The sequence below is a fragment of the Nitratireductor thuwali genome (genome assembly GCF_036621415.1).
In the GTDB taxonomy this organism is placed as follows: Bacteria; Pseudomonadota; Alphaproteobacteria; order Rhizobiales; family Rhizobiaceae; genus Chelativorans; species Chelativorans thuwali.
This window is the reverse complement of the sequence record NZ_CP030941.1, coordinates 664,515-690,072: the sequence shown is the minus strand read 5'-3', so window position 1 is coordinate 690,072 and position 25,558 is coordinate 664,515. Positions and strand designations below refer to the sequence as shown.

The window sequence follows — 25,558 nt, the reverse complement described above, 5'->3', positions numbered from 1 at the left end:
CGGGCCGGGGGAGGGATGGCGCTTCGGTGTCACCTGCGGAAAGCCGCGACGGCTTTTCGACAGGTGGCGGGGGTGACGATGCGACCATGCTGCCGGGTGGGGTGATCGGTTCCGGCTCGGCCCTGGGCCCGCCGGGACGACTGTCGGTCCAGGGGCTCATGGCAGGCGCCTGCCGGTGAGGCCGGTCGGCGCGAGAATGATGCCCCCTTCGTCCCGTGCGATATGGGCCGTCACGCCGTAGACCTCGGCAAGCCGCTGCGGCGTGAGCTCCGCCTCGGGCAGCCCATCGGCGACCAGCCGCCCGTCCTTCAGGAGGATCACGCGGTCGCACCAGCGGGCGGCGAGCGTCAGGTCGTGCAGCGAAACGAGGATCGCGCGTCCCTCGCCAGCCAGCCGGCGCAGCGCCTGCATCAACATCATCTGGTGGGCGGGGTCAAGACCGGAGGCAGGCTCGTCCGCCAGCAGTAGCGGCGTCGCCTGGGCGACCGCGCGCGCGGCAAGGACACGGGCCTGCTCGCCGCCGGAAAGCTCGTTGGCCGGACGGTCTGCAAGATGTGCCACGTCCATCAGACCGAGTGCGTGGTCGACGACGGCCGCGTCCTCAGGCGATGGCCGGGCGCCAAAGGCGCGCCACGGCAGCCGGCCAAGCGCCACAAGATCGCGCACGGAAAGGCGCCAGCCAATGATGCGGGTCTGCGGCAGGTAGGCCAGCAGCCGAGCTCGCGCGGCGGGAGAAAGACGGGCAAGATCGTCATCACCGAGCGCGATGATGCCGGAAAAGGCGGTCTGCGCGGCGATGGCGCGCATGAGGGTCGATTTGCCGGCGCCGTTGGGGCCGAGGAGCCCGACGACCTGGCCGCTTGCCAATGCCAGCGATACATCACGCAGGACGGTGCGGCCGGATAGCACCACGGAAAGCTTGTCCGTCCGAAGCTGCATCAGAGCATCTCCCGCCGACCGCGCACCACCAGCCACAGGAAGAAGGGAGCGCCGATGAGAGCGGTCAGAACGCCGACGTTCAACTCGCCCGCAGGCAGGATGACACGCACGGCGATGTCGGCGGCCAGAAGAAGCGCTGCGCCGCCGAGACCGGCGGGCAGGAGGAGGCGGCTCGGCATGCGGCTGGTCAGCGGGCGTATGAGGTGGGGCACGACGAGCCCGACGAAGCCGATCGTGCCGGCAACGGCGGTGGCCGCGCCGACGCCAAGCGCCACGCCGGCCACAATCAGGAAACGCGATTTCCCCATGTGAATACCAAGGCTTGCGCCTGCTTCCTCCCCCAGTGAGAGCGCATCGATGGCGCGCGCCGACAGTGCTATCAGGAGCCAGCCGACGACCATCAGGGGCGCGGCCATGACCACGAACGCCATCGAGCGGTCCTTCAGCGAGCCGAGCAGCCAGAAGATGATCTCGTAGCTGGCGAAAGGGTTTGGCGAAAGGTTGAGCACGAGCGCCGTGAGGGCGCCGGAAAGGCTGGAGAGCGCGACGCCAGCCAGGATCAAAGTCAGCGTGGAGCCGCCGCGGGCGGCGAGCGCGAGCAGGATGAGCACGGCGACAAGTGCGCCTGCCAATGCGCCCGCCGGCAAGGCGTAGAGCGAAGAGCCGGCGAGGCCCGTGTAGAAGACGGCGACCGCGCCGAAGGCGGCGGTGGCGGAGACGCCGATGATGCCGGGCTCGGCCAGAGGATTGCGCAGAAAGCCCTGGAGCACCGCGCCCGACAGGCCGAGCGTGAAGCCGATTGCAAGGCCGAGCAGCGCGCGGGGGAGGCGGATTTCGCGCATGATGATGCCGGCCGCCTCTCCGCCGCCGGCGAACAGGCCAAAAAGGCTTTCGCGCAGCGCCAGGTCGGCCGGCCCGACGGCCAGGGATCCTGCAAACAGAACGAGAGCAAGGAGCGCAAGCGCTGCGTTGAGCCGGAGCGGGCTCATGAATCGCTCTCCGTTTCGCTGCACGGCGCGATCTCCCGGCGCAATGCGAAAAGGGCTTTCACCGCGTCGAGCGTGGCCAGGCTGCCGCAGGACCAGGCGCCTTGCGGCACGAAAGCGCCAATGCGCGTTCCGGGGAGGCTTTGCAATGCCGGATGGCGGGGGACGCGCTCGCCCAGCGACGGAGCGTCGTCCCCGCCTGCGGAGGTGATGATGATGTCGGGAGGATCGGCCACGATCTCCTCGATCGGGAAGGGGGCCATGCCGGTGACGCCCTTTTCCGCCGCAAGATTGCGGAAGCCGGCGGCTGCGACGACCGAATCGGCCAGAGTGCCGGCGCCCAGGGCGACGCCGTTCTGGTCATAGGCGAGGGCGGAGGGCTTTGCCGCGCATTGCCTCGAACGAATGTCGGCGAGCTCCGCCTCGAACCGGGCGGCGACTTCCTTCGCCTCGTCCCGCTGTCCCAGAAGCGCGCCCATGCGGCGGATTTCGCCGGGGATCGTGTCGAGGGTCTGGGCGAAGGAGAATTCCTCGACGCGAAAACCGAGTTTCTTCAGAAGCTCGGTCGTGTTGTGCAGAGAGTAGGTCCCGGTGACGATGAGGTCCGGCCGTGCCAGGAACACTTCTTCGGCCCGTCCGCGGTTGACGGGAAATCGTTGCGCCGCGGCATGCAGCGGCGACAGGCTGGGCTCGCGGGCGAGGAAGGAGACCGAAACCAGTTGGCCGGGCGCGGCCAGCATCATTGCGAGCTGATCTGTGCACACATTCAGCGACATGACGCGGGCGGGTGGTGCGTCTTCCGCTCGCGAAAGCGCCGGCGTGAAGAAGAGGGCGCCGGCGATGAGGCCCAGGCCGGACAAGGCCAGAACGCGCTTCCGGCCTCGGTCAGTCATGGCCCGAATTTAGCTTTGAAGCCGGCGAAGACGGAGATGCCGGGTGTGCCGTAGCCGCGCGCCGTCTGGTAATCCTGGTCGAGCAGGTTTTCGCCACGAAGATAAAGTTCGGTATTCTCGGTCGGCTTGTAGGCGAGTTTGGCATTGAGCAAGAAATAGTCGTCGAGCTCGTAGTTTCCCGTATCCACTGTATCGAGCGCAGCGAGGCCGGAAGCGGAAATCGTCCACTTTTCGGCGGGACGATAATCCGCCGTCAGCGCAACCGTGTGGCGCGGCACGCGGGCACTGCGGCTGCCGTCGGGTGCTTCGGACTGGGTGTAGGTATAGCTCGCGCCGAGATCGAGCCAGGGGGTGGCCGCATAGGCGAAGGACGCCTCCACGCCGCGCATCTGTGTGGTGCCGGGTACCTGAGCATACCGGCACTCAAAAGGCGCTGTCTCGACGCAATCGATCAAATTGTCGATCTCGATCTGGAAGTAGGTCAGGTCGGCGACAAGCCGCTCGTCGAGGAGACGCTGTTCAACGCCAATATCGAAGCTGGTGCTGGTTTCCGGCTTCAGGTCCGGATTGCCGACGGGAGCACCGCCTACGTAAAGCGGGGGAGCGAAGAGCTCATAGAGGCTTGGCGCCCGAAAACCGGTGCCCGCGGAGGCGTGCAGCCTGGTGCCCGTGTCGGCGAAAAGATAGGCGCCCGCCACGCGGTAAGTCGTCTCGCCGCCGAAACTGCTGTGTTCGTCGTGGCGCAAGCCGAGGCTGAGGGTAAGGTTCTCGATCGGGTCGAGAATGCCTTGCGTCCATACGCCGGTCATATCGACCGAATCGTCGATAGGCAGAGAGCCGGCGTCGTCGGTGAAGCTGGCGCTCTGGCGCTCGTGGTCCGCCCCGTATTGCAAGGTCAGCCATTCGGTTGCCTCGAACGATCCCTGATACTCCGCCTTGAGGCGCTTGCCCTCGTAATCCGCGTTGTAGGGACCAAACGTGGAATCGCTGTGGAGGCTGCGGTCGAGCGAGAAACCCTGCATGGCAAAGGTGTTCTTCAGTCGGCCGTCCATCAGGTCGAGGTCAAAGCCCATGCGGCCGGCGATCTGGCGGTTGCGGTTGATGTTGGTGTGGAACGGATCGTCCTGCGGCGGGTCCGCGAAGGCGTCGTCGAACTCGGCTTCGGCGTCTATATAGAGGCCCGAGGCGAACACGGCGAAATTCTCGCTGAACCTGTACTCGCCGCCGATATCGGCGCTGATGTTATCGTAGGAATCGCGTTCGGAGCCCGCGGCTGCGGCCGAGATGCCGTCGGTATGAAAGCCAAGGAGATTGAAGGTGAGGCGGCCGTTGCCTTTTGCCGCGCGCAGGCCGTAGGAGCCGCGCGCGGTTCCGCGCGACCCACCTTCGCCGGAGACGAGATGGGAGATGCCGGGTTCGATATCGCCGAGCGTCGAAAGGCTGATGACGCCAGCGATGGCGTCGGAGCCGTAAAGGGTGCTTTGGGAACCCTTGAGAACCTCAATCGAGTCGATGCCGCCGGACAGGAGGTACTGATAGGACGTCTGCACCTGGGTGCTGGTTGGATCGGAGATGTCGATGCCGTTGTAGAGCGTCTTCACATAACGTCGCGGCGCGCCCCGGAGCGACAAGCTGCCTTCGGCGCCCGGACCGCCCGCGGAACTGAGGGTAATGCCCGGCACCTGGGCGAGATAGTCGACCACCAGCGGTTGCGATTGCTCTTCGATCTCCATTCGGGTCACCGTGGAGCCCGTTTTGGACAGTTCGGTGGCCATCCTGTTCGGAGTGACGACGATCTCCCCCAGGTCAAGGTCCTGGGCGATGGTCGGCGTGGAGACGGCGAGTGCCAGTGCGAGCACCGACGCGGCAGTGGCAAGTGCGGCTTTGATCTGATTTGCGGCCATGGGCGTTCCTCCGCAACGGCTCAAGAGGTACTGGAAGGAACGGGCGCCCGCCCGGTCTCCACCAGCGATGACGAAACGCCACCACTGCGAAAACCACAGCCCCGGAAGCTTCCCGCATCCGGCAGGTGACGGCCCGAGGCAGGTTTCCTGGCTCGCGCGTCTTCGGCTTCCCCGCCTTCCCAGGCAGAACTGCCCAGTGGCATGTGAGGAAAGCCTCGGCGCTTACAGTTGCGGGAGCAGCTACGGCCCCGACGCGTGATGCGTCGCCCGTATTCCCTTTTACCCCGGCAGATGGCTGACGGGGCACCTCAGGCAGAGCGAGACGATTAGCAAGGCGCGCCAACAGCGTCAATCGAAGCGACGGCTGGCATACGCCTTTCGCACCGGCGCTTCGACCGGGTCTGCCCAAAATATCGCAGATTCTCCTTCGGCTATCGCTTTTGCGTCAAACTTGTCGCATTCTCCGCCTTCAATACCGCATCCAATGCAGCAATCTGACCGCAGACTGGAGCCGTCAATCCAGCATATCCAGTGGGGCAAGCTTCTTTGACATCGGCGTTTCGATGCGGAATGCTAACCCGGCAGGCAGATGTCACACGGGCATGCGAAACAGGCAGGAAATGGGAGTGGGTCGATGAGATTCTTCAAGAGCAACAGTGGAAGCGTGCCGGCACGCATTGCCGCGCTGGCCGAGGAGGCCAAATCCGGAGCATTGGACCGTCGCGAGTTCCTGGCGCTGGCGAGCGCTTTCGGCGCGACGACGGCGGGCGCCTACGCCATGCTGGGCATGGCGGCGCCGACGCGGGCGGTGGCACAGGAGCCGAAGCGGGGCGGCGTGCTCAAGGTCGCCATGTGGATCAAGGAAAACAAGGATCCGATGACCGCAGACTGGTCGGAAATCGCCAATGCGATGCGCCAGACGCTGGAGCCCCTGGTCAAGTATACGCGCGACTTCACCTTCGAAGGCCGGCTTTTGGAAGGCTGGGAAGTCAATGAGGACGCCACCGAGTATGTTTTGAACGTGCGCCAGGGGGTCACTTGGAACAATGGCGACGCCTTCACCGCCGACGACGTGATCTACAACCTCAACCGCTGGTGCGACCAGTCCGTCGAGGGCAACTCGATGGCCGCACGCATGGCCAGCGTCATCGATCCGGAAACGAAGAAGGCGCGCGAGGGCGCCATCCAGAAGGTGGACGACCACACGGTCAAGCTGGTGCTGCCGGAGCCAGATATCTCCATCATCGCCGGCTTCGTCGACTACCCGGCCCTGATCGTTCACCCGAGTTTCGACGAGACGGGGCGCGATTTCGTCGCCAACCCAATCGGGACCGGCCCGTTCGAGCTGGTTTCCTACGAGGTGGGCAACCGGGTCGTGCTCAAGCGGCGCGAGAACGGCCAGTGGTGGGGCGGCGAACCTTATCTCGACGGTATCGAGTTCATCGACTACGGCACCGATCCTTCGACCATGGTCTCGGCCTTCGAATCCGGCGAGGTGCATACGAACTACGAGACCAGCGCCGACTATATCGACATCCTTGACGGGCTGGGACTGGAGAGATCGGAAGTGGTGACGGCGGCGACCATCGTCGCCCGCACCAATGTCGGCAATCCGCCGTATGAAGACCAGCGCGTGCGCAAGGCGCTGCAGCTTGCCGTCGACCCCGCCACCGTTCTTGCCCTCGGCTACGACAATGCCGGCGAGGCGGCGGAGAACCATCATGTCTGCCCCATCCACCCCGAATATGCCGAACTCGCGCCCTTCACGCGTGATGTCGATCGGGCCAAGGCGCTGATGGAAGAGGCCGGCCAGATGGATCATGAGCACGTGCTCATCACGGTCGACGAGGACTGGCACAAGAATACGGGCGATGCCATTGCCGCGCAGATCCGCGAGGCAGGGTTCAAGGTGAAGCGCGAGGTGCTGCCGGGCTCTACCTTCTGGAACGACTGGACGAAATATCCATGGTCCATGACAAATTGGAACATGCGTCCGCTCGGCATCCAGGTGGTCGCCCTGGCGTACCGCACGGGCGAGGCCTGGAACGAGACCGCCTATTCCAACGCCGAACTCGATGCGCTGATCGAAAAGGCGCTGACCATGCCGGACGCGGACGAGCGCCGCACGGTGATGAAGGACATCCAGCAGCACATCCAGGATGCCGGCATCATCATCCAGCCCTACTGGCGCAAGCTCTACAACCACTCGGTGCCGGCGGTGAAGAACCACGGCATGCATCAGACCTTCGAGATCGACCTGCACGACGTGTGGCTCGACGAGTAGGACGCAAGGGAGGGGCCGGCGACGGCCCCTCCCGCAACGATCAATAATAAACAACAACTCCGAACGGGGTGAGGGGAAACAGTGCTGAGCTTCATTCTTCGCCGCCTTGGTGTCATGGCGCTGACGATGCTGTGTCTGTCGCTGGTGGTGTTTTTTCTGGTCAATCTGGAGCCGAATCTGAAGAAGCTGGCGATCAGCCAGCTCGACATGCGTTCTTCGGCGGAAGACCTGGAAAGCTGGCTGCAGCGGAACGGCTATCGGCAGAACTTCTTCGTGCGCTACGGCCAGTGGCTGGGCGTGGTGCCGAAGCAACCGAATGTCGATCCACAGACGGGGATTTCGAGCCCGCGCTTTTCCTATTGCAACGAGCCGGCGGAAGCGCGTTTTGCAGGGATTTTGCAGGGCAATTTCGGCTGCTCGACCAAGTTCAAGGTTCCGGTTGCCGACAAGCTCGTTCCCGCGCTCGGCGCCACTGGCCTGCTGATGTTCTGGGTGATGGCGGTGATGGTGCCCGTTTCCCTTCTGATCGGCGTATTGGCCGGCATGCGCGAGGGCAGCCGTACCGACAGGACGCTCTCGGTCGCTTCGATCACCACCACGGCGACGCCGGAATACATCTCGGGCGTCATCTTCACCGTCATCTTCGCCTCCTGGCTTGGCTGGCTCAACGGCTCGGCCGCCTCGGCCACCAATACGGGCATAACCTTCTACAATTTTACCCTGCCGGTCATGACCATGGCCATCTACGGCATCGGCTATATCGCGCGGATGACGCGCGCCTCCATGGTCGAGGTCATGACGCAGCAGTATATCCGCACCGCCCGGCTCAAGGGCCTGGGCTTCAACGCGGTGGTTCTCAAGCACGCGCTGCGCAATGCGCTGATTGCGCCATTCACCGTGATCATGTTGCAGTTTCCATGGCTCTTGACCGGCGTGGTGATCGTTGAGGTGATGTTCCGCTACCAGGGCTTCGGCTTCACGCTGGTGGAGGCGGCGGGCAATAACGACATCGATCTCCTGCTCGCCTGTTCGCTCGTGTCCGTTTTCGTCGTGCTTTCGACGCAGCTTGTATCCGATGTCGGCTATGCACTGCTCAATCCGCGTATCCGCGTGCAATAGAGGCGGCCATGCAGCTTGAAACCATAGGCGTCTTCGGCATCATCCTCGGCGTCTTGGCCCGTTTCTGGCCGGTCTGGCTGGCGCTCGGCATCGTGCTCTTCCTGAGCCTGCGGTACAAGAAGAGGCTCGGCCTCTACGGTCATCTGTTCGACACCAGTGTGGGCGTGGCGGGCGTGATGATCTGCTTCTTCTGGCTGTTCACTGCCATCTTCGCGGATGTGGTCTCGCCTTTCGATCCGCTGCAGCAGATAGCGGTCATGAAGAACGCACTGCCCGGCAGCATCGAGCCGGGCACAGGCCAGCCCTTCCTGTTCGGCGGCGACCGACTGGCGCGGGACGTTTTCTCGCGTACGGTCTATGGCAGCCAGATCGTGCTCATCATCGCGCCGGCGGCAACCATGTTCGCGCTCATGGTGGGCACGACGCTGGGCCTGCCGGCCGGCTATTATGGCGGCCGGGTGGACAGCGTGCTGTCGTTCCTGGCCAATCTCGTGCTGGCTTTCCCCGTCATCCTGCTGTTCTACCTGCTGGTGACGCCGGGCATCCGCGAGACCGCCATTCCGCAGTGGCTGGCGGGCTTCTTCTTCGTCTTTCCGCTCATATTTTTCGGCACGCTGTTCTACACGCGCTTTGCAGCGAGGCCGGGACTGCTTGTCATGCAGCTTGGGCTGACCTTGCTTATCGGCGGCTGGGTATATCTCGGGCTTGTCTTCGACGCCGACCCGCTGGGCATCATTTCGATCAGCGCCAACCAGCTCAACATATTCGTGGCAGTGGTCTTCGCTTCGGCGCCCGGCGTTTTCCGCATCGTGCGCGGCCTGGTCATGGACATCAAGACGCGCGACTATGTGGCCGCCGCTCAGACGCGCGGGGAGAGCCCCTGGTACATCATGCTGTGGGAGGTGCTGCCCAATGCCCGGGGCCCGCTGATCGTCGATGCCTGCCTGCGGATCGGTTATACGACAATCCTTCTGGGCACGCTCGGCTATTTCGGCCTGGGGCTGGCGCCGGAAAGCCCGGACTGGGGCACCGGCATCAAGGAATCGAGCCGGCTCCTTCGTGCCTATATCCATCCAGCCCTGCCACCGGTCTTTGCGCTCATGTCCTTCGTGCTCGGCCTGAACCTGCTCGCCGACGCGCTGCGCGAACAGTCGCTGAAGGATTGATGCGGGGACGACGGTTTAACGGAACGAGAGCTACGCCATGAACGAAGCCATCAGCAGCGAGCGGACGCAGGAAGCGGGCGAGCCCATTCTGGAGATCGAGAACCTTTCCATCTCGTTTTTCACGCGGGCCGGCGAGATTCCGGCCGTGATGGACTTTTCCTGCAAGGTGATGCCGGGGGAGGCGATGGGCATCGTCGGCGAATCGGGATGCGGCAAGTCCACCGTGTCGCTCGGCATCATGCGCGATCTCTCCAATGTCGGCAAAATCGTCGGCGGCCGCATCAAGTTCAAGGGCCGCGACATGGCGGAACTGAGCGAGGAGGAGTTGCGCCACATTCGCGGCAACCAGATCGCGATGATCTATCAGGAGCCGATGGCGAGCCTGAACCCGGCCATGAAGATCGGCCGTCAACTGATGGAAGTGCCGCTCATCCACGACAAGGTGTCGAAGGATGAGGCTTGGAACCGGGCGCTGGAGATGGTGGCCTCGGTGCGCCTGCCGGACCCGGAGCGGATCATGCGCTCCTATCCGCACCAGCTTTCGGGCGGGCAGCAACAGCGGATCGTTATCGCCATGGCACTGCTTTCCAAGCCGGCGCTTCTCCTGCTCGACGAGCCGACGACGGCGCTCGACGTGACGGTGGAAGCCGGCATCGTGGAACTGGTCAAGGGCCTCGGCAGAAAATACGGCACGTCGATGATCTTCGTGTCGCACAATCTCGGCCTGATCCTGGAGACCTGCGACCGCATCACGGTCATGTACTCGGGCGAAGCGGTGGAGACGGGGCGCATCGAGGATGTGTTTGACCGCATGCGCCATCCCTATACGCAGGGGTTGTTCCGCTCCATCCCGCTGCCCGGCGCCGACAAGAACTCGCGGCCGCTGATTGCCATTCCCGGCCAGCTTCCGCTGCCCCACGAAAGGCCCAGGGGCTGCAATTTTGCTCCGCGCTGCCAGCATTTCGTCGAGGGTGTGTGCGATGTGGCCGAGATACCCATGGTTACCGTCGGCGGCCATGAAGGGCACCATTCGCGCTGCGTGCGTTTCGACGAGATCGACTGGGACGCGCTGCCGGAGGGCGCAACGACGGTGAAGGAGTGCGTCGAACCGGGCAAGCCGATGCTGAAGATCGAAAACCTGAAGAAGTACTATCAGGTGGCCGCCAATGCGATCTTCGGAGGCTCGGAGACGCGGACGGTCAAGGCCAATGAGCAGATTAGCTTCGAGGCGCGCGAGGCTGAGACGGTGGCGATCGTCGGTGAATCGGGATGCGGAAAGTCGACGCTGGCCAAGGTGCTTCTGGGGCTGGAGACGGCCACCGAGGGCGAAGTCCTGCTCGGCAATGTGCCGATCCACGACGTGCCGGTGGAAGATCGCGATACGGAGACTGTCGCGGGCATTCAGATGGTGTTCCAGAACCCGTTCGACACGCTGAACCCCAGCCATTCGGTCGGCTCACAGATCATCCGTACGCTGGAGAAGTTCAAGGTGGGCAACAGCGTCGCCGAGCGCACCCAACGCATGCTGGAACTGCTTGACCTCGTGAAGCTTCCCCGCGCCTTCGCAAGCCGTATGCCGCGTCAGCTCTCCGGCGGCCAAAAGCAGCGCATCGGCGTCGCCCGTGCTTTCGCAGGCAATGCCAAGGTGGTGGTGGCCGACGAGCCGGTATCGGCGCTCGATGTCTCCGTGCAGGCGGCGGTGACCGAACTGCTCATGGACATACAGCGCAAGAACAAGACGACGATGCTGTTCATCAGTCACGACTTGTCGGTGGTGCGCTATCTCGCCGACCGGGTCGTGGTGATGTATCTGGGCTACATCGTCGAGCAGGGAACAACCGACCAGATTTTCGCGCCTCCCTACCACCCCTACACGGAGGCGCTGCTTTCGGCGATCCCGATTGCGGACACGTCGGTGCGCAAGAAGCACATCGTTCTTGAAGGCGATATCCCGTCCGCGATGAACCCGCCGACGGGGTGTCCCTTCCAGACGCGCTGCGGCTATAAGCATCTGGTGCCGGGCAATCTGTGCGATACGGAAGTGCCGCCGCTGAAGGAGTTGGGCAATGGGCATCGCAGCCTTTGCTGGCTGGAGGACGAGGACCTGGCCCGGATGGAGCCGGTCATCAGCTTCGATGGCAAACCCAAGAGCGCCGGACGTGCGGCCGCGAGTGCGACAGCTGGAGAGGCGACCGCAAGTGGTGGTGCCAACGAACCGAAAACCATAGCCCGGAGCAAGAAAGCCGAAACAAAGGACTCTGGCAAGTCGCTATCGGCCACGCCCGGCAGTTCGTCTCCCAAGGTCGTGCAGGGGGAGGTGGGGAGCGCGCGGCAGGCCGCTTCGATGCGCGTCGATCCAGGGACGACCGGAAAGGACAAACGCGGCGGCGGCAAAGGCAAGGCCGTGCGCGAGCGGGCGGAGAACCGGCCGGTGAAGGCCGCCTCGTCCCCTGCGCAAGCGCGGCGGCTGATAGGCGCAGCGCCTGTCGGCGGGGTTCGCCCGCCCGGCATGCGCAAGCCGCGTCGACCCGACGATCTGAAGCTGATCTCCGGCATCGGGCCGAAGCTGGAAGCCATGCTCAACGAGCTCGGCATCTACACCTATGCGCAGATTGCCGCCTGGAAGAAGGCCGAGCGCCAGTGGGTGGACGAGCACCTGCGGTTCAAAGGGCGCATTGAGCGCGAGGACTGGGTGAAGCAGGCCAAGGCGCTGGCGAAGAAGAAGTGAGGACCGCGACCTTCAATCATCAAAGGTTCACCAGCGGCAATGTCGACATGCAATCGGCGAGCCTATTGGCATCATTCCCAGACCGATTCCGATTGCTCGCTCAACCTCTTGAGATCGCATCATTATCACCGCTTCGGCGCGGACAGGGCGAAGGCTGCGCCCTGGGGGTCGAGGCACTGCACGATCCACGCTCCGCCAGGCACCTCCATGGGCCCCATCAGGACTTGGCCGCCATTCGCCTTCACGCGCTCGGCGGCCTTGTCGATGGCGGTTACGTTGAAATAGAACTGCCAGAAGGGGGCGGGGATCTGCTCAGGCTTGTTCATCATGCCGCCCACCGGCTCGCCGCCGGCTGCAAATAGCTGATATACCCCCATCTCCCCCATATCCATTGTCTCTCCTTTGGTCCAGCCGAACTGGCTGGAATAGAAGTCGAAGGCCTTTTGCCAGTCCGTCGTGTAGAGTTCGTGCCAGCCGATGTGGCCGGGCGTTGCGGCCGGTACAGGCGGCTGGTCCGGCCCGTCGGGTTGCAACAGCATGAAGGTCACGCCCTGTGGATCGGCGACGATGGAGAAGCGGCCGACGCCGGGAATGTCCGTCGGCGGACGGTGCACCGTGCCGCCGGCCTTCTTCACGCCTTCTGCCGCCGCATCGGCGTCGTCGGCACGAATATAGCCAAACCACGCGGGCTGGCCGCCTGACTGGCAATATTCTTCCGGCATGTCCATGATCCCACCGACGCCGCGATCTCCTGCATTCACGATCGTGTAGGGCGGGCTGCCGGGCTTGGCCCAGGGTTCGGCGCGCCAGCCTACCACACCCGAGTAGAAGGCCTCGGCCGCCTTCATGTCGGACGTCATCAACTCATACCAAAAGAAGGATCTGGGAGAGAATGGCATCGTCTTTCTCCTTGCATTCTGCTGTCTGTCGCGAACGGCATAGCCGCGTGAAGACTGTACATTGCCATCATAGGACGATCGAGAAGGTGGCAAACCGACAGCCAATCGCGTGAATGAGACGGTAAAACATGATGATATGAGTCTAGTTTCCGATGTAGCTCAGCCGCTTAGGAGAAATTTGACCGATTGATAAAAAAATAAAGTTGCGCTAGCCTTTCCCCAACAAGAAGAGCAAGGGGAACGGAATGACTGATCGTCAATATGCTGACGGTATCGTGCCCGGGCGCCTTTCGCCTGAGCACTATTCGCACAATTTTGCGGATATGCATCCGCCGCTCGACCGGCATGAAGCGCTGGTCGAGGCCGACCGGTGCTACTTCTGCTACGACGCGCCCTGCATGCACGCATGCCCGACCTCCATCGATATACCGCTGTTTATCCGCGAAATAGCTACCGGCAATGCGCTGGGCGCGGCGAAGACCATCTTCGACCAGAACATTCTGGGCGGTATGTGCGCCCGCGTGTGCCCGACAGAGACGCTTTGCGAAGAGGTCTGCGTGCGCGAGGAGGCGGAGGGCAAGCCTGTCAAGATCGGGCAATTGCAGCGCTTCGCCACCGACGCGGCGATGATGGCGGGCAAGCAGTTCTACGAAAGACAAGCGCCTACAGGCAAGCGCGTGGCGGTGGTCGGTGCGGGGCCGGCAGGCCTTGCATGCGCACATCGCCTCGCTATGCACGGCCACGACGTCACGATCTACGAGGCGCGACCCAAGGCGGGCGGGCTGAACGAATACGGTATCGCCGCCTATAAGACGCCGCTGGATTTCGCTCAGCACGAGGTGGATTATGTGACGGCCATCGGCGGAGTCGAGATCGTCAACGGCAAGGCGTTGGGGCGGGACTTTTCGCTGAGCCAGCTCGCGGCCGAGCATGACGCCGTCTTCCTCGGCATGGGGTTGGCGGGCGTCAACGCCTTGCGGGCGGAAGGCGAGGAGGCTGATGGCGTCGGCAACGCCGTCGATTATATCGCTACGCTGCGGCAGGCGAAGGACCTTTCGGAACTGCCGATAGGCCGCCGCGTCGTCGTCATCGGCGGCGGCATGACGGCCATCGATGCCGCCATACAATCGAGGCTTCTCGGGGCCGAGGAAGTAACTATCTGCTACCGCCGCGGGCGCGAGCACATGAACGCATCGGTGTACGAACAGGATCTGGCGGCGTCCAAGGGCGTCATCATCAGGCATTGGCTGCAGCCGAAGCGGGTGAATGTGGAGGACGGCAGGGTCACCGGCATTGAGTTGGAATATACGCGGCTTGTCGATGGGCGGCTTGAGGGTGCCGGCGAGACGCTGACGCTCAGAGTCGACCAGGTGTTCAAGGCGATCGGTCAATCCTTCGAGGCCGGGGCGCTCAATGGAAGCGGTGCCGCAATCGCGATCGAGGGCGGCCGCATAAGGGTCGATGGCGAAGGCCGCACATCGCTGCCGAAGGTCTGGGCCGGGGGCGACTGCATCGCCGGCGGCGACGATTTGACCGTATCCGCCGTCGCCCAGGGGCGCGACGCGGCGGAGAGCATCCATCAAGCATTGATGGGCTGAGGAGCAAACCCATGGCCGATATACGCAGCAATTTTCTAGGCATCAAATCGCCGAACCCCTTCTGGCTGGCGTCCGCGCCGCCCACCGACAAGGCCTACAACGTCGAGCGTGCCTTCAAGGCGGGCTGGGGCGGCGTGGTGTGGAAGACGCTGGGCGAGGAAGGGCCGCCCGTGGTCAATGTCAACGGCCCGCGCTACGGCGCGATCTGGGGCGCGGACAGGCGGCTTCTGGGGCTCAACAATATCGAGCTCATCACCGATCGGGACCTTTATGTGAACCTGCGAGAGATCAAGCAGGTCAAGAAGAACTGGCCGGACCGGGCGCTTGTCGTCTCATTGATGGTGCCGTGCGAGGAGGAAGCCTGGAAGGCGATCCTGCCACTGGTCGAGGAGACGGAGGCCGACGGCATAGAACTGAATTTCGGCTGTCCGCACGGCATGAGCGAGCGCGGCATGGGCTCGGCCGTGGGCCAGGTGCCCGAATATGTCGAGATGGTGGTGCGCTGGTGCAAACAGAACACGCGCATGCCTGTCATCACCAAGCTGACCCCGAATATCACCGATGTGCGCAAACCAGCGCGGGCGGCGTATGCGGGCGGCACGGACGCGGTGTCGCTGATCAACACGATCAACTCCATCACCGCCGTCAATCTCGACACTTTTGCGCCCGAGCCCACCATCGACGGCAAGGGCTCTCATGGCGGCTATTGCGGGCCGGCGGTCAAGCCGATCGCCATGCACATGGTGGCCGATATCGCCCGCGATCCGGAGACGGCGGGGCTGCCGATCTCGGCGATCGGCGGCATCACGACCTGGCGGGATGCGGCGGAGTTCCTGGCGCTGGGAGCCGGAACGGTGCAGGTGTGCACCGCGGCGATGACCTATGGGTTCAAGATCGTCGAGGAGATGGTCGACGGGCTGTCAAACTGGATGGATGCGAAGGGCCATGCCACGCTGGACGACATTATCGGTCGCGCAACGCCCAACGTGACGGACTGGCAGTATCTCAACCTCAACTATGTCACCAAGGCGCGGATCGACCAGGATCTGTGCATCAAATGCGGGCGCTGCCACATTGCCTGCGAGGACACCTCGCATCAGGCGATCACGGCAATGGTCGACGGCGCCCGACGCTTCGAAGTGATCGAGGAGGAGTGCGTGGGCTGCAATCTCTGCGTCAATGTATGTCCGGTGGAGGGCTGCATCGAGATGGTGCCGCTCACGGCCGGCAGCCTGGACAAGCGGACGGGGCAGACTGTGGCGGGCGAATACGCCAACTGGACGACGCACCCGAACAATCCGGCGGCCAAGGTGGCGGCGGAATAAGGGAACAAGGCAGCAGGGCAATATGTTTCCGTCGCGGCCGTCCGCGGCGCTCCCTCTTGCCTACTGCCCTGTCGCCCTGCGGTTGCGCCCTCAGGCGGCGAGCTTGTCCAGTCCCGCCAGAACACCACCCTTCTTGTGCACGAAGCGGCGCAGGCGGTCGCTATAGTCGGGCAGCACCGCCTCGCGTACGGAAGGGCGTGCTGCGAGCGCCTTGCGCCATGCCTCGACCTTGGGCAGCCGGTCAAAGACGCCGAGATCGGTGATGGTGTCGATCAGGTCGAAATAGCGGAAGACGGGCGCGAAGACCGCGTCGACCACCGCGAATTTCTCACCGGCGAAATAAGGCCCATCGCTCAACTCGGTCTCAATGCGGGCGAATTTTTGCTTGAGTCCCTTCACGGCTGCGTCGAAGGCCGCTTGGTCGCCGGTCGTCTCCAGCGCCCAGATATCCCCGAGCGCTGCCGAACCGAACTCGATCCACGCGCGATGGCGCGCGCGGGCAACTGGGTCTTCCGGGTGCAGACGCGGCGCTTCTGTCTCGTCGAGATACTCGACTATAGGCGCGCTTTCGAAAAGAACCTGCTCGTCCACCTTGAGAAGCGGGACCTTGCCGTGCGGCGATATCGTCAAAAACCAATCGGGCTTGTTCTCAAGATCGATGTCGATGCGCTCGAAGGGGACGTCCTTCTCCTTCAGGACGATTGCTGCGCGCTGTACGAAGGGGCAAAGATCGTGGGATATCAGGGTAAGCTTCTGCGCCATGCAGATTTCTCCTATGATCGCGCTGCATGGAAGATCCATGCAGATGCATTTATATTGGAGATGTGGCGCACATGTCAATCTCAATGCAATTACATCTAATAAACCATCGGTGAACCCATGCCCATCAAACCCCATGAAACAACCGTTGCCGCATGGATCGCCCTGGCGCGGGCGGGGCGCCTCGTCACCGCGCGCATCGAGCAACGGCTGAAGGAGGAGGAGCTGCCGCCGCTCTCCTGGTATGACGCGCTGTGGGAGCTGGAGAAGGCGGGAGACTGCGGGCTCCGCCCGTTCGAGTTGGAAAAGGCGCTGCTTTTCGAGCAGTACAATCTTTCGCGGCTTGCCGACCGGCTGGTGGGGGCGGGGCTCGTCGAGCGCGGCGCCTGCCCTGAGGATCGGCGCGGCTTCAGGCTGCGGATCACCGCCGAAGGGCGGGTGCTGAGGCAGGATATGTGGGCGGTCTACGGTGCGGCTATCGAAGAGGCCATCGGCGAGCGGCTGACAGTGGAGGACGCGGAAACGCTGGCCGTGCTGCTGAAAAAGCTTCAATAGGCGGAATGGGCCGAGCGGTGGGTGCTTCATCGTGGGTTGATCCGGCCTATTGAAGATAAAGAATATCCATGATAATTATTATCCAGGATAGGAGATTGGGATGAAGCTTAGCGAGGGCGTGGAAGCGGCCATTCACTGTGCGGCGCTGCTGGCGGGGCTCGAGGAGGGTCGCACGCTGCCGGCTTCGGCTCTGGCCGAATATCATGGGCTTTCGCCGAGCTATCTGCTCAAGCACCTGAAGCTGCTGGCGGCGGCGGGGGTATTCGAGTCGGTTTCCGGTCCGCATGGCGGCTACCGGCTGGCGAAATCGCCGGAGCGCATCAGCCTGCTGGACATCGTGATCGCCATCGAGGGTCCGCGGCCGGCATTTCGTTGCGCCGAAATCAGGCAGCGCGGGCCTGGTGCGCTGGAGCCTTCGGCTTATCGAAAGCCCTGCGGCATCAATGCTGCGATGCTGCGGGCCGAGAAGGCGTGGCGCGACGAACTCGCCAGGACACGCCTTTCAGACGTGATCGCCGGCTATCAGGCGGATGCCGATCCGCGCGCCATCGAGTTCGGCTGCGCCTTTGTCGCGCGCCATCAAAGACCCTGAATTTTCACAAACCAACGGAAAGGAATGACGATGCAACCGCGTCTCAACTACTGGAAAGCCGCGCCCGAGATTCTCAAGCCCGTCGTCGCGCTAAACGAAGCCGTGGAGCAATCGGGGTTGGAGAAGGGCCTTTTGCACCTTATCAAGCTGCGGGCATCGCAGATCAATGGCTGCTCTTTCTGCGTGGACATGCACAGCCGGGAGGCCCGGCGCGACGGGGAGAGCGAACGGCGGATCAACCTTGTCGCCGCCTGGCGCGAATCGCCGCTTTTCACCGACCGGGAGCGCGCCGGCTTCGAATGGACGGAGGCGGTGACGAAGCTTTCGAACGGACCGGTGGAGGATGCGCTGTTCGCGCATGCGCGCGAGCATTTCTCGGAGGAGGAACTGGTCAAGCTGACGGTCGCCGTGTCGATGATCAACATCTGGAACAGGCTCTGCGTCTCCTTCCGCACGATCCATCCCGTTGAGCGAGTTGCGGCATGACCTCATGCCGGCATCTGACAAGCAGTCATCGTAGAGCAACCGGGCCCGACGGGCCGAATGCGGAACATTGGCGACAGGAGATACGACGTGCTGGAAAACACTGAAACGATCGCAGCGCTGGGGCGGTTGCTGATAGGCGGCGCCTTCGTGGTTGCGGGTGTGCGCAATATCAGGGCGTTCGCGTTTCTGACGGAGATGGTTCGAAAGACGGGATTGCCCGTGCCTACCTTGTGTCTCGCAGTCGCCATTGCCACGCAAATTGCGGGCGGGGCGGCCTTTGCGGCGGGCATCGGGCTCGGCCCCGCCGTCCTTGCGCTCTGCGTCTTCATGGTATTGGCCACTGTGCTGTTTCACAATTTCTGGTCGTTCCAGGGGCCGGAGCGCGTCGAGCACGTCAACGCCTTCATCGGAAACAGCATGATAACGGGCGGGCTGCTGCTGGGTTTTGCGGCTACGGTTTGACATCGCAGAAGCGGGCGGCGAAGGCTGCCCGCTTCGTTTGGGCGGGCAGGCCCGCCTCGTCCAGCCAGCGCTCGCTGTTTGCAACCAGCTTACCATAGATGCCGGCGACCATTGCACGGGCTTCCTCGCCGGGCCAGTCGCGGGGCAGGAGCGCGGCAGGCAGGCCGGGATCGCGCAGCACGATGCGGCGCCAGTCGTGAATGAGCAAGGTGCGGGCAGCCATTGCGTCCAACGCAGCCGGCGGGGAGCATTGTTCCAGCTCGAAGGCGTAAGGCATCCATGATTTCAGAAGATCGCGATAGGCATTGGCGATGTCCTGTGACGGCCACAGGTTGCGCAACTGCTCGGGATGCTCGGCGCTCGAACCGCGGATGACGAGCATGTCCGAAAGGACTTCTCGCAGGCCGTTCTGTTCGGGCAGTGTACGAGGGCAGAGAAAGATGTTGTCGGCCAGTTTCAGAAAGCCGTTCTCGGTGAGTTCTGCGGCGGCGTTCGCGGCCGCACTGGCGGTGGCTATGGCGACGGTCCAGGAGCCGTCCCAGACCGGCGGGCCTGCGGCGTAGATGCGCCGGGTGGCGAGGTCGAAGGCGTGGCGGCCGCGCGCATCGAGCCGAAAATAGGAATTGCGGCCCCGCCGCTCCCGCTCGACCCAGTGGTCGGCGGCGAGGCGCGACATGGCGGTGCGCACGGCGCCGGCTTCGATGCCGAGCCGGGCCATGACATCCTGGATCAGCGCCAGCGGCGCTTCGCCGCCGCGCGGCAGGATGGCATCGCCGAACAGCGTGATGACGAGCGACCAGACCCGCAGGCGGCCACGGCCATGCAGACGTGCGATGAGTGCTTCGAGGGCTGCGGCTGCGCGATCGCTGGATGCATCCATGCCATGCTCATGCCACGGCGGAGAGGGGTGGGCAAGGCGTTCGTCGAGTGCCGCCGCCTTTGTCAATCGTGCTTGACGAGCCGCGCCCGATCAAGCGTGGTGACGCCGCTGACCAGCATGTGGGTGGCCAGGCGGGCATAGTCCCGCCGCGATATGCCGCCTCCCTCGCGGAACCACATGTAGAACCAGTTCAGCATGCCGAACAGGCTCATGGTAACGGGTTTGAGAAGTGCCGACCTGTCGAACGCGGCGGGATTCAACTTGTGCACGGCGTGGGCGAATATCTCCACCAGACGGCGTTCCATCGCCTTGAGCTCATCCTGCTCGGCCTCCGGCAGGAGGCGCAGGCCCGAAAGCTGCACGCGATGTTCGTCGTCGGCGTCGCGATAGGCTTCCAGAAGGGCTGTGACCAGCGCTTCCAGCCGCTCGTCGGGCGCGAGCTCCTCATCGTCGGCTGCCTCGACGGCCTCCACCAGCGCTTCCAGATGATTGGCGATGATGTCGTAGAGCAGCGCTTCCTTGGAATTGTAGTAGTGGTAGAGCAGGGCCTTCGAGACGCCCAGCTCGCCGGCGAGCTGGGCCATCGAGGCGCGGTCGTAGCCGTCGCGCGCGAAGACGCTGGCCGCCCCGTGCAGGATGGCGCCGCGCTTGTCGTCGTAGTCCTTGGCGCGCGTGCGGGCCATCAGAATGCACTGCATTCGAGGGGCCGCGCCGACTTTGGAAACATCCGCTTCACCCTTTCCGCCGGTTGTCGACGATGCGCACTGCCTTGCCCTGGCTGCGGGCGACGCCCCCTGGCGGTGTTGCGTTGACGCGCACGGTGACGCCGATGACGTCCTTGATGCGGTCGCAGAGCTGGCGGCAGGCGGCGGCGCGGAGCTCTTCCGCAACCTCAGCCGAAAGCGTCTCCACATGAACGGTCATGGCGTCCATGCGGCCTTCCTGGGTCAGCTCGATCTGGAAATGGGGCGCCAGGCCGTCGACGGTCAGGATCTGTTCCTCGATCTGTGTGGGGAATACGTTGACGCCGCGCAGGATCATCATGTCGTCGGAGCGGCCGGTGATCTTTTCCATGCGGCGCATGGAGCGGGCGGTGCCCGGAAGAAGGCGTGTCAGGTCGCGCGTGCGATAGCGGATGATAGGGAAGGCTTCCTTGGTGAGCGAGGTGAAGACGAGTTCGCCCTTTTCGCCGTCAGGCAGCGGCTCTCCCGTCTCCGGGTCGATGATCTCGGGATAGAAATGATCCTCCCAGATGTGCAATCCGTCCTTGGTTTCCACGCATTCATTGGCCACGCCGGGCCCCATGACTTCCGAAAGGCCGTAAATATCCACGGCATGCATGTCGAAGGCCTGCTCGATCTCCTGGCGCATGGCGTTCGTCCATGGTTCGGCTCCGAAGATGCCGATCTGGAGCGGGCTCTGGCGGGGATCGCGTCCCTGCGAGCGGTACTCGTCCAGGATCGAAAGCATATAGGAGGGCGTGACCATGATCGTGCTGGCGCCGAAATCCTCGATCAGCGTGACCTGGCGCGCCGTCATGCCGCCGGAGACGGGCACCACCGTGCAGCCGAGGCGCTCGGCACCGTAATGCGCGCCAAGGCCGCCGGTGAAGAGGCCGTAGCCATAGGCGATATGGACGATGTCGCCCGGCCGTGTGCCGGAAGCGCGCATGGAGCGCCCCACGCAGTCGGCCCACACGTCGATGTCGTTGGCCGTGTAGCCGACGACAGTGGGCTTTCCGGTGGTGCCGGAGGAGGCATGCAAGCGAACCACCTTTTCGCGCGGCACGGCGAACATGCCAAAAGGATAATTGTCGCGCAGGTCCGTCTTGACCGTGAAGGGGAATTTGGAAAGGTCAGATAGCTGCTTGAGATCGTCAGGATGGACGCCGGCGTCATCGAAACGCCTGCGATAGTGCGGGACATTCTCATAGGCGTGCTTGACCGACCATTTAAGCCGCGCGAGCTGCAGGGCGGCGATCTCGTCGCGCGAGGCGATCTCGATCGGGTCGAGTTCTTCCCTTTTGGGTGCCAGATCTTTCATGGTTCCTCCCAACAAGCGCAGGGCCTAGCTATCCTGAAAATGCTGCCCGGCGATCTGCCGTGAATTGCCGCGGAACTCGGCGATCAGTCTTCCGTCCTGATCGGTCACACTCACATCATAGATACCGGAGCGCCCGAAGCGGGCGATTTCGCGGGCTCCAGCCGTCAACCGGTCGCCGAGACGTCCGGGAGCGACATAGGTGATGGAGTTCTGCTGGGCGACCACGATCTGGTTGTAGGAGTTGCAGGCAAAGGCGAAGGCCGAGTCGGCAAGGGTGAATATAAAGCCGCCGTGGCAGATGTCGTGGCCGTTGGTATGATGTTCCTGCACCGTCATAGACACCGTGGCGGTGCCCGGTCCGACCGCATCGAGCGTGGCGCCGAGCCATTTCGAGGCGTCGTCACGAGCCCACATGGCTGCGGAGCTTCTTTCGGCGATCTCCTGTGGAGACAGTTGCAAACCCTCCATTTACGCTCCTCCCAGGCCGCTTCTATGCAGAAAGAGTTGCATAAACCGGCCGGTCGGTCAATAATGCTTTGAGTGTTGGGCGCAGGCACGCCCGCTCGAACTTTGTTCGAACTCCTGCTTGGATGGGGGCGGCCATTTCCAAAGAAATAGCTGCCCGGGAGGAAAAGAATGGCTCAGATGGCTGAAAACGCCGCGCGGGACAGCGCGGCGATGGCAGAAAGCTTCGAACTGACGCGGCTGCCGGCCGGTTTCGTGGACGACCCGTTTCCATGGTATCACGCCTTGCTGGAGCACGCGCCGGTGAAGCGTTTCGGCGATGGATCGGTTATGCTTTCGCGTCATGAGGATCTGGATCGCATCTATCGCGACACCAAGACCTTCTCGTCCGACAAGAAAAAGGAATTCCTGCCGAAGTTCGGCGATACGCCGCTTTACGAACATCACACGACGAGCCTCGTCTTCAACGATCCGCCACTGCATACCCGCGTGCGCAAGATCATGATGGGGGCGCTGACGCCGCGCGCGCTGGCCGCGCTGGAGCCGGGACTGGTGGCGCTGGTCGACAGTCTTCTCGACCGGATGGAAGACAAAGGCGAGGTCGATCTGATCGAGGATTTCGCCGCGGCCATACCGGTCGAGGTGATCGGCAACATGTTTGCCATACCGCATGAGGAACGCGGGCCGCTGCGCGACTGGTCGCTGGCCATTCTCGGCGCGCTGGAACCGGTGTTGAGCGAGGAGCAGCACAGGCGCGGCAACACCTCCGTGACGGAGTTCAAGGCGTTTCTCAAGGGCATCGCCGACGGCCGGCGGCGGCGCCCCGGCGATCCGGCGACCGACGTCCTGACGCGGCTTATCAATGGCAATGAGGGGGAGGGGCTGAGCGAGGTGGAACTGCTGCAAAACTGCATCTTCATCCTCAACGCCGGACACGAGACCACCACCAACCTTATCGGTAATGGCCTCAATGCCCTTTTGGACTGGCCGGAGGAAAAGCGGCGGCTGGAAGCAGAGCCGGAGCTTATCAGCAGCGCGGTCGATGAGTTCCTGCGCTTCCAGAGCCCCAACCAGCTCGGCAACCGGATGGCGGTGGAACCCGTCCAGTTCCATGGACAGATGATCGAGCCCGGCACGCCGATCCATTTGTGCATCGGCGCGGCGAACCGCGACCCCCGGCAGTTCGATAACCCCGATCGCCTGGATATCGGGCGCAAACCGAACAAGCACCTGGCATTCGCCGGCGGCCCTCATCTGTGCGCCGGATTTTCGCTGGCGCGGATGGAGGGGCGCATCGGCATCTCGCGCTTTCTCGAGCGCTTCCCGAACTATCGGCTGACAGGCGCGCCGAAACGCACGGGGCGGGTGCGCTTCAGGGGCTTCGCGCATCTTCCGGCGCAGGTGGCGTAGCGGCGGTGCAGATATTCTTCGAAAGGAATCCGACGTGTCCATTATCCCTTTGAACAGCTTTGCGCGCGACGAATGGGTTGCGCCTTCCGGCGATACGAGCGATCTGAAAAGCGCAGTCGATGGCCGTGTGGTCGCCAGGATCGGCGGGCGGCTCGACTATGCGGCCATGGCCGATCACGCCCGCAATGTGGGCGGGCCGGCGCTGAGGGCGGCGACCTTCCACGACCGCGCGCATATTCTCAAGGCGCTGGCCCAGTATCTCAACGAGCGGCGCGAGGCGCTGTACGAGCTGTCCTACGACACCGGCGCTACCAAGGCTGATTCGCTGATCGACATCGATGGCGGCATCGGCACGCTGTTTGTCTTCTCCTCCAAGGGTCGGCGCGAACTGCCGGACGACCGCCTGTTCGTGGATGGGGCGGTCGAGCAGCTTTCTCGCTCCGGCGGTTTTATCGGCCAGCATGTGGCGACGCCGCTGCGGGGCGTGGCGGTGCACATCAATGCTTTTAACTTCCCGGTATGGGGCATGCTCGAAAAGCTTGCGCCGACATTCCTCGCCGGCGTGCCCAGCATCATAAAACCGGCCTCGGCGACCGCCTTCCTGGCAGAAGCCTGTTTCCGGATGATCGTGGAATCTGGATTGCTGCCGGAAGGCTCGGTGCAGTTCATTGCCGGCTCGACCGGCGATCTGCTCGACAGGCTCGGGGGGCAGGACGTTGTGTCGTTCACCGGGTCGGCATCGACGGCGTCCATGCTGCGGTCGAATACCAACATCCTTGCCAATTCGGTGCGCTTCATCGCCGAGCAGGATTCGCTCAATGCTTCGATCCTGGGACCGGACGCGGAGCCGGGCTCGCCGGAGTTCGATGCGTTCATTCGCGAGGTTTACCGCGAAATCACCGCCAAGGCGGGGCAGAAATGCACCGCCATTCGCCGCATTCTGGTGCCGGCGGACTGGCATGAGGCGACGGTCGACGCCTTGTCCGCGAAGCTGGAAACGACGGTCGTCGGCGATCCGCGGCTGGCCGAGACACGGATGGGAGCGCTGGCTAGCCTGGCGCAAAGAACGGATGTGCTGGAGAAGGTCGAGCTCTTGTCGTCCGAGGCCCGGCGCGTCTTCGGCGATGTCCGCAGTTTCGAGGTGCACGGAGCGGATGCGCAGGCCGGCGCCTTCGTGCCTCCCGTGCTCTTTGCCTGCGACGATCCGGACGGCGCGAGCCGGCTGCATACGGTCGAAGCATTCGGTCCGGTATCGACGGTCATGCCTTATCGCGACCTCGACCATGCACTGGCGCTGGCCAATCGCGGGGAGGGCTCGCTGGTGGCGTCGGTCTTTACCCATGACGCGCAGGTGGCGCGGCAGGTCGTGCTCGGCTCGGGCGCGTTCCATGGCAGGCTTTATTTCGCCAATCGCGACACGGGCAAGGAAGCGACGGGCCACGGCTCTCCGCTTCCCCATCTCGTGCATGGCGGACCGGGGCGGGCCGGCGGCGGCGAGGAAATGGGCGGCATCCGCGGCGTGATGCACTATATGCAGCGCACGGCGGTCCAGGGCGGCCCAGATATCATCGCGGGTGTGACGGGGCGCTATGTCGCGGGCGCTTCAACGGCAGAGGAAGAGCTGCATCCCTTCCGCCTCCGCTTCGGGGAACTGGAGCCCGGTCGCACCCTGTGGGCCGGCCCGCGCCCGGTCACGCTCGAGGACATCGAGCACTTCGCCGCTTTCACCGGCGACAATTTCTATGCCCACATGGACGAGGAAGCCGCTGCCGCCAACCCGTTTTTCCCTGGGCGCGTGGCACATGGCTATCTGATCCTGTCTTTTGCCGCCGGCATGTTCGTCGATCCTGCGCCGGGGCCGGTGCTGGCTAATTACGGGCTGGACAATCTGCGCTTCCTGAAGCCTGTGGAGCCGGGTGCGAGCCTGAAGGTCCGCCTGACGGTCAAGCAGAAGACGCGCCGCAACGAGGAATATGGCGAAGTGCGCTGGGACGTGGGCGTCTACGACCAGGAGGGCGAGCAGGTGGCGGCCTACGAACTGCTGACGATGAATGCAATGTGATCT

Annotated in this window: 22 protein-coding genes and 1 riboswitch; of the genes, 12 read left to right on the top strand and 10 right to left on the bottom strand. The window is 63.7% G+C overall.

Annotated features, from left to right (window positions below):
• Positions 1 to 156: 156 nt before the first annotated feature.
• From NTH_RS03275 to NTH_RS03260, 4 genes are read right to left on the bottom strand one after another with little or no spacing between them, the layout of a single operon-like run.
• On the bottom strand, positions 157 to 939 hold the full coding sequence (locus NTH_RS03275; RefSeq protein ID WP_338528663.1) for an ABC transporter ATP-binding protein: 783 nt from the start codon (positions 937 to 939) through the stop codon (positions 157 to 159).
• Positions 939 to 1,928, bottom strand: a complete 990-nt coding sequence (locus tag NTH_RS03270; RefSeq protein WP_338528662.1) for a FecCD family ABC transporter permease — start codon at positions 1,926 to 1,928, stop codon at positions 939 to 941. The genes NTH_RS03275 and NTH_RS03270 overlap by 1 nt, the downstream gene beginning before the upstream one ends.
• Positions 1,925 to 2,818 (bottom strand): ABC transporter substrate-binding protein, encoded by an 894-nt coding sequence (locus tag NTH_RS03265; protein WP_338528661.1) that lies wholly within the window; start codon positions 2,816 to 2,818, stop codon positions 1,925 to 1,927. Before NTH_RS03265 ends, NTH_RS03270 begins: the two co-directional genes overlap by 4 nt.
• Positions 2,815 to 4,722 carry a TonB-dependent receptor plug domain-containing protein gene (locus tag NTH_RS03260; protein ID WP_338528660.1) on the bottom strand — a complete coding sequence of 636 codons (1,908 nt, stop codon included), beginning with the start codon at positions 4,720 to 4,722 and terminating at the stop codon, positions 2,815 to 2,817. Before NTH_RS03260 ends, NTH_RS03265 begins: the two co-directional genes overlap by 4 nt.
• A gap of 120 nt (positions 4,723 to 4,842) precedes the next feature.
• Positions 4,843 to 5,048: riboswitch (cobalamin riboswitch) on the bottom strand.
• Between the two features lie 308 nt (positions 5,049 to 5,356).
• On the opposite strand from NTH_RS03260, the gene NTH_RS03255 reads away from it, so the two are divergent.
• The 4 genes from NTH_RS03255 (at position 5,357) to NTH_RS03240 (ending at position 12,019) form a co-directional block, all read left to right on the top strand.
• Positions 5,357 to 7,006 (top strand): ABC transporter substrate-binding protein, encoded by a 1,650-nt coding sequence (locus NTH_RS03255; RefSeq protein ID WP_338528659.1) that lies wholly within the window; start codon positions 5,357 to 5,359, stop codon positions 7,004 to 7,006.
• Between the two features lie 81 nt (positions 7,007 to 7,087).
• Positions 7,088 to 8,125, top strand: coding sequence for an ABC transporter permease (locus NTH_RS03250; RefSeq protein ID WP_338528658.1), 1,038 nt, complete (start codon positions 7,088 to 7,090; stop codon positions 8,123 to 8,125).
• A gap of 8 nt (positions 8,126 to 8,133) precedes the next feature.
• Positions 8,134 to 9,291: an ABC transporter permease gene (locus NTH_RS03245; protein WP_338528657.1), complete on the top strand. Its 1,158-nt coding sequence runs from the start codon at positions 8,134 to 8,136 to the stop codon at positions 9,289 to 9,291.
• A 37-nt stretch (positions 9,292 to 9,328) separates the two neighbouring features.
• A complete protein-coding gene (locus NTH_RS03240; protein WP_338528656.1) occupies positions 9,329 to 12,019 on the top strand; it encodes a dipeptide ABC transporter ATP-binding protein in 2,691 nt (896 codons plus the stop codon).
• 125 nt (positions 12,020 to 12,144) lie between these two features.
• Here the strand turns inward: NTH_RS03240 and NTH_RS03235 are convergent, their stop codons facing one another.
• Positions 12,145 to 12,918, bottom strand: coding sequence for a VOC family protein (locus tag NTH_RS03235; protein WP_338528655.1), 774 nt, complete (start codon positions 12,916 to 12,918; stop codon positions 12,145 to 12,147).
• Between the two features lie 245 nt (positions 12,919 to 13,163).
• Here NTH_RS03235 and NTH_RS03230 point away from each other — a divergent pair, with 245 nt between their 5' ends.
• The gene (locus NTH_RS03230; protein ID WP_338528654.1) at positions 13,164 to 14,516 is read left to right on the top strand and encodes an NAD(P)-dependent oxidoreductase; all 1,353 of its coding nucleotides are present in this window, start codon (positions 13,164 to 13,166) and stop codon (positions 14,514 to 14,516) included.
• Between the two features lie 11 nt (positions 14,517 to 14,527).
• Entirely contained in the window at positions 14,528 to 15,841 is a 1,314-nt protein-coding gene (gene preA / locus NTH_RS03225; RefSeq protein WP_338528653.1) for an NAD-dependent dihydropyrimidine dehydrogenase subunit PreA, read from the top strand.
• Positions 15,842 to 15,931: 90 nt separating this feature from the next.
• Here the strand turns inward: preA and NTH_RS03220 are convergent, their stop codons facing one another.
• A complete protein-coding gene (locus NTH_RS03220) occupies positions 15,932 to 16,603 on the bottom strand; it encodes a glutathione S-transferase family protein (RefSeq protein WP_338528652.1) in 672 nt (223 codons plus the stop codon).
• 117 nt (positions 16,604 to 16,720) lie between these two features.
• Here NTH_RS03220 and NTH_RS03215 point away from each other — a divergent pair, with 117 nt between their 5' ends.
• The 4 genes from NTH_RS03215 (at position 16,721) to NTH_RS03200 (ending at position 18,695) form a co-directional block, all read left to right on the top strand.
• Positions 16,721 to 17,155 (top strand): MarR family winged helix-turn-helix transcriptional regulator, encoded by a 435-nt coding sequence (locus NTH_RS03215; RefSeq protein WP_338528651.1) that lies wholly within the window; start codon positions 16,721 to 16,723, stop codon positions 17,153 to 17,155.
• Between the two features lie 100 nt (positions 17,156 to 17,255).
• The gene (locus tag NTH_RS03210) at positions 17,256 to 17,747 is read left to right on the top strand and encodes an RrF2 family transcriptional regulator (protein WP_338528650.1); all 492 of its coding nucleotides are present in this window, start codon (positions 17,256 to 17,258) and stop codon (positions 17,745 to 17,747) included.
• Positions 17,748 to 17,777: 30 nt separating this feature from the next.
• Positions 17,778 to 18,233 (top strand): carboxymuconolactone decarboxylase family protein, encoded by a 456-nt coding sequence (locus NTH_RS03205; RefSeq protein ID WP_338528649.1) that lies wholly within the window; start codon positions 17,778 to 17,780, stop codon positions 18,231 to 18,233.
• 87 nt (positions 18,234 to 18,320) lie between these two features.
• Entirely contained in the window at positions 18,321 to 18,695 is a 375-nt protein-coding gene (locus NTH_RS03200; RefSeq protein ID WP_338528648.1) for a DoxX family protein, read from the top strand.
• Here NTH_RS03200 and NTH_RS03195 read toward each other — a convergent pair.
• The 4 genes from NTH_RS03195 to paaI all read right to left on the bottom strand — a co-directional run bounded on the left by NTH_RS03195 (position 18,685) and on the right by paaI (position 22,086).
• A complete protein-coding gene (locus NTH_RS03195; protein ID WP_338528647.1) occupies positions 18,685 to 19,575 on the bottom strand; it encodes a PaaX family transcriptional regulator C-terminal domain-containing protein in 891 nt (296 codons plus the stop codon). The genes NTH_RS03200 and NTH_RS03195 overlap by 11 nt on opposite strands.
• A 62-nt stretch (positions 19,576 to 19,637) precedes the next feature.
• Positions 19,638 to 20,258 carry a TetR/AcrR family transcriptional regulator gene (locus NTH_RS03190; protein ID WP_338528646.1) on the bottom strand — a complete coding sequence of 207 codons (621 nt, stop codon included), beginning with the start codon at positions 20,256 to 20,258 and terminating at the stop codon, positions 19,638 to 19,640.
• Between the two features lie 49 nt (positions 20,259 to 20,307).
• Positions 20,308 to 21,618, bottom strand: a complete 1,311-nt coding sequence (paaK, locus tag NTH_RS03185) for a phenylacetate--CoA ligase PaaK (RefSeq protein ID WP_338528645.1) — start codon at positions 21,616 to 21,618, stop codon at positions 20,308 to 20,310.
• Between the two features lie 24 nt (positions 21,619 to 21,642).
• Complete coding sequence (paaI, locus tag NTH_RS03180) at positions 21,643 to 22,086, bottom strand: hydroxyphenylacetyl-CoA thioesterase PaaI (protein WP_338528644.1); 444 nt, start codon at positions 22,084 to 22,086, stop codon at positions 21,643 to 21,645.
• Between the two features lie 168 nt (positions 22,087 to 22,254).
• Here paaI and NTH_RS03175 point away from each other — a divergent pair, with 168 nt between their 5' ends.
• Together NTH_RS03175 and paaZ are read left to right on the top strand one after the other, a co-directional pair.
• On the top strand, positions 22,255 to 23,493 hold the full coding sequence (locus NTH_RS03175) for a cytochrome P450 (protein WP_338528643.1): 1,239 nt from the start codon (positions 22,255 to 22,257) through the stop codon (positions 23,491 to 23,493).
• A gap of 34 nt (positions 23,494 to 23,527) precedes the next feature.
• Positions 23,528 to 25,555: a phenylacetic acid degradation bifunctional protein PaaZ gene (gene paaZ, locus NTH_RS03170; protein WP_338528642.1), complete on the top strand. Its 2,028-nt coding sequence runs from the start codon at positions 23,528 to 23,530 to the stop codon at positions 25,553 to 25,555.
• Positions 25,556 to 25,558 lie beyond the last annotated feature (3 nt).

Coding starts and splice junctions, on each gene's coding strand:
- NTH_RS03210 (WP_338528650.1), top strand. CDS start 17,256: ATGAAGCTTAGCGAGGGCGTGGAAGCGGCCATTCACTGTGCGGCGCTG.
- NTH_RS03175 (WP_338528643.1), top strand. CDS start 22,255: ATGGCTCAGATGGCTGAAAACGCCGCGCGGGACAGCGCGGCGATGGCA.
- paaI (WP_338528644.1), bottom strand. CDS start 22,086: ATGGAGGGTTTGCAACTGTCTCCACAGGAGATCGCCGAAAGAAGCTCC.
- NTH_RS03230 (WP_338528654.1), top strand. CDS start 13,164: ATGACTGATCGTCAATATGCTGACGGTATCGTGCCCGGGCGCCTTTCG.
- NTH_RS03220 (WP_338528652.1), bottom strand. CDS start 16,603: ATGGCGCAGAAGCTTACCCTGATATCCCACGATCTTTGCCCCTTCGTA.
- NTH_RS03260 (WP_338528660.1), bottom strand. CDS start 4,722: ATGGCCGCAAATCAGATCAAAGCCGCACTTGCCACTGCCGCGTCGGTG.
- NTH_RS03265 (WP_338528661.1), bottom strand. CDS start 2,818: ATGACTGACCGAGGCCGGAAGCGCGTTCTGGCCTTGTCCGGCCTGGGC.
- NTH_RS03205 (WP_338528649.1), top strand. CDS start 17,778: ATGCAACCGCGTCTCAACTACTGGAAAGCCGCGCCCGAGATTCTCAAG.
- NTH_RS03270 (WP_338528662.1), bottom strand. CDS start 1,928: ATGAGCCCGCTCCGGCTCAACGCAGCGCTTGCGCTCCTTGCTCTCGTT.
- NTH_RS03235 (WP_338528655.1), bottom strand. CDS start 12,918: ATGCCATTCTCTCCCAGATCCTTCTTTTGGTATGAGTTGATGACGTCC.
- NTH_RS03195 (WP_338528647.1), bottom strand. CDS start 19,575: ATGGATGCATCCAGCGATCGCGCAGCCGCAGCCCTCGAAGCACTCATC.
- NTH_RS03245 (WP_338528657.1), top strand. CDS start 8,134: ATGCAGCTTGAAACCATAGGCGTCTTCGGCATCATCCTCGGCGTCTTG.
- paaK (WP_338528645.1), bottom strand. CDS start 21,618: ATGAAAGATCTGGCACCCAAAAGGGAAGAACTCGACCCGATCGAGATC.
- NTH_RS03240 (WP_338528656.1), top strand. CDS start 9,329: ATGAACGAAGCCATCAGCAGCGAGCGGACGCAGGAAGCGGGCGAGCCC.
- NTH_RS03255 (WP_338528659.1), top strand. CDS start 5,357: ATGAGATTCTTCAAGAGCAACAGTGGAAGCGTGCCGGCACGCATTGCC.
- NTH_RS03275 (WP_338528663.1), bottom strand. CDS start 939: ATGCAGCTTCGGACGGACAAGCTTTCCGTGGTGCTATCCGGCCGCACC.
- NTH_RS03190 (WP_338528646.1), bottom strand. CDS start 20,258: ATGGCCCGCACGCGCGCCAAGGACTACGACGACAAGCGCGGCGCCATC.
- preA (WP_338528653.1), top strand. CDS start 14,528: ATGGCCGATATACGCAGCAATTTTCTAGGCATCAAATCGCCGAACCCC.
- NTH_RS03215 (WP_338528651.1), top strand. CDS start 16,721: ATGCCCATCAAACCCCATGAAACAACCGTTGCCGCATGGATCGCCCTG.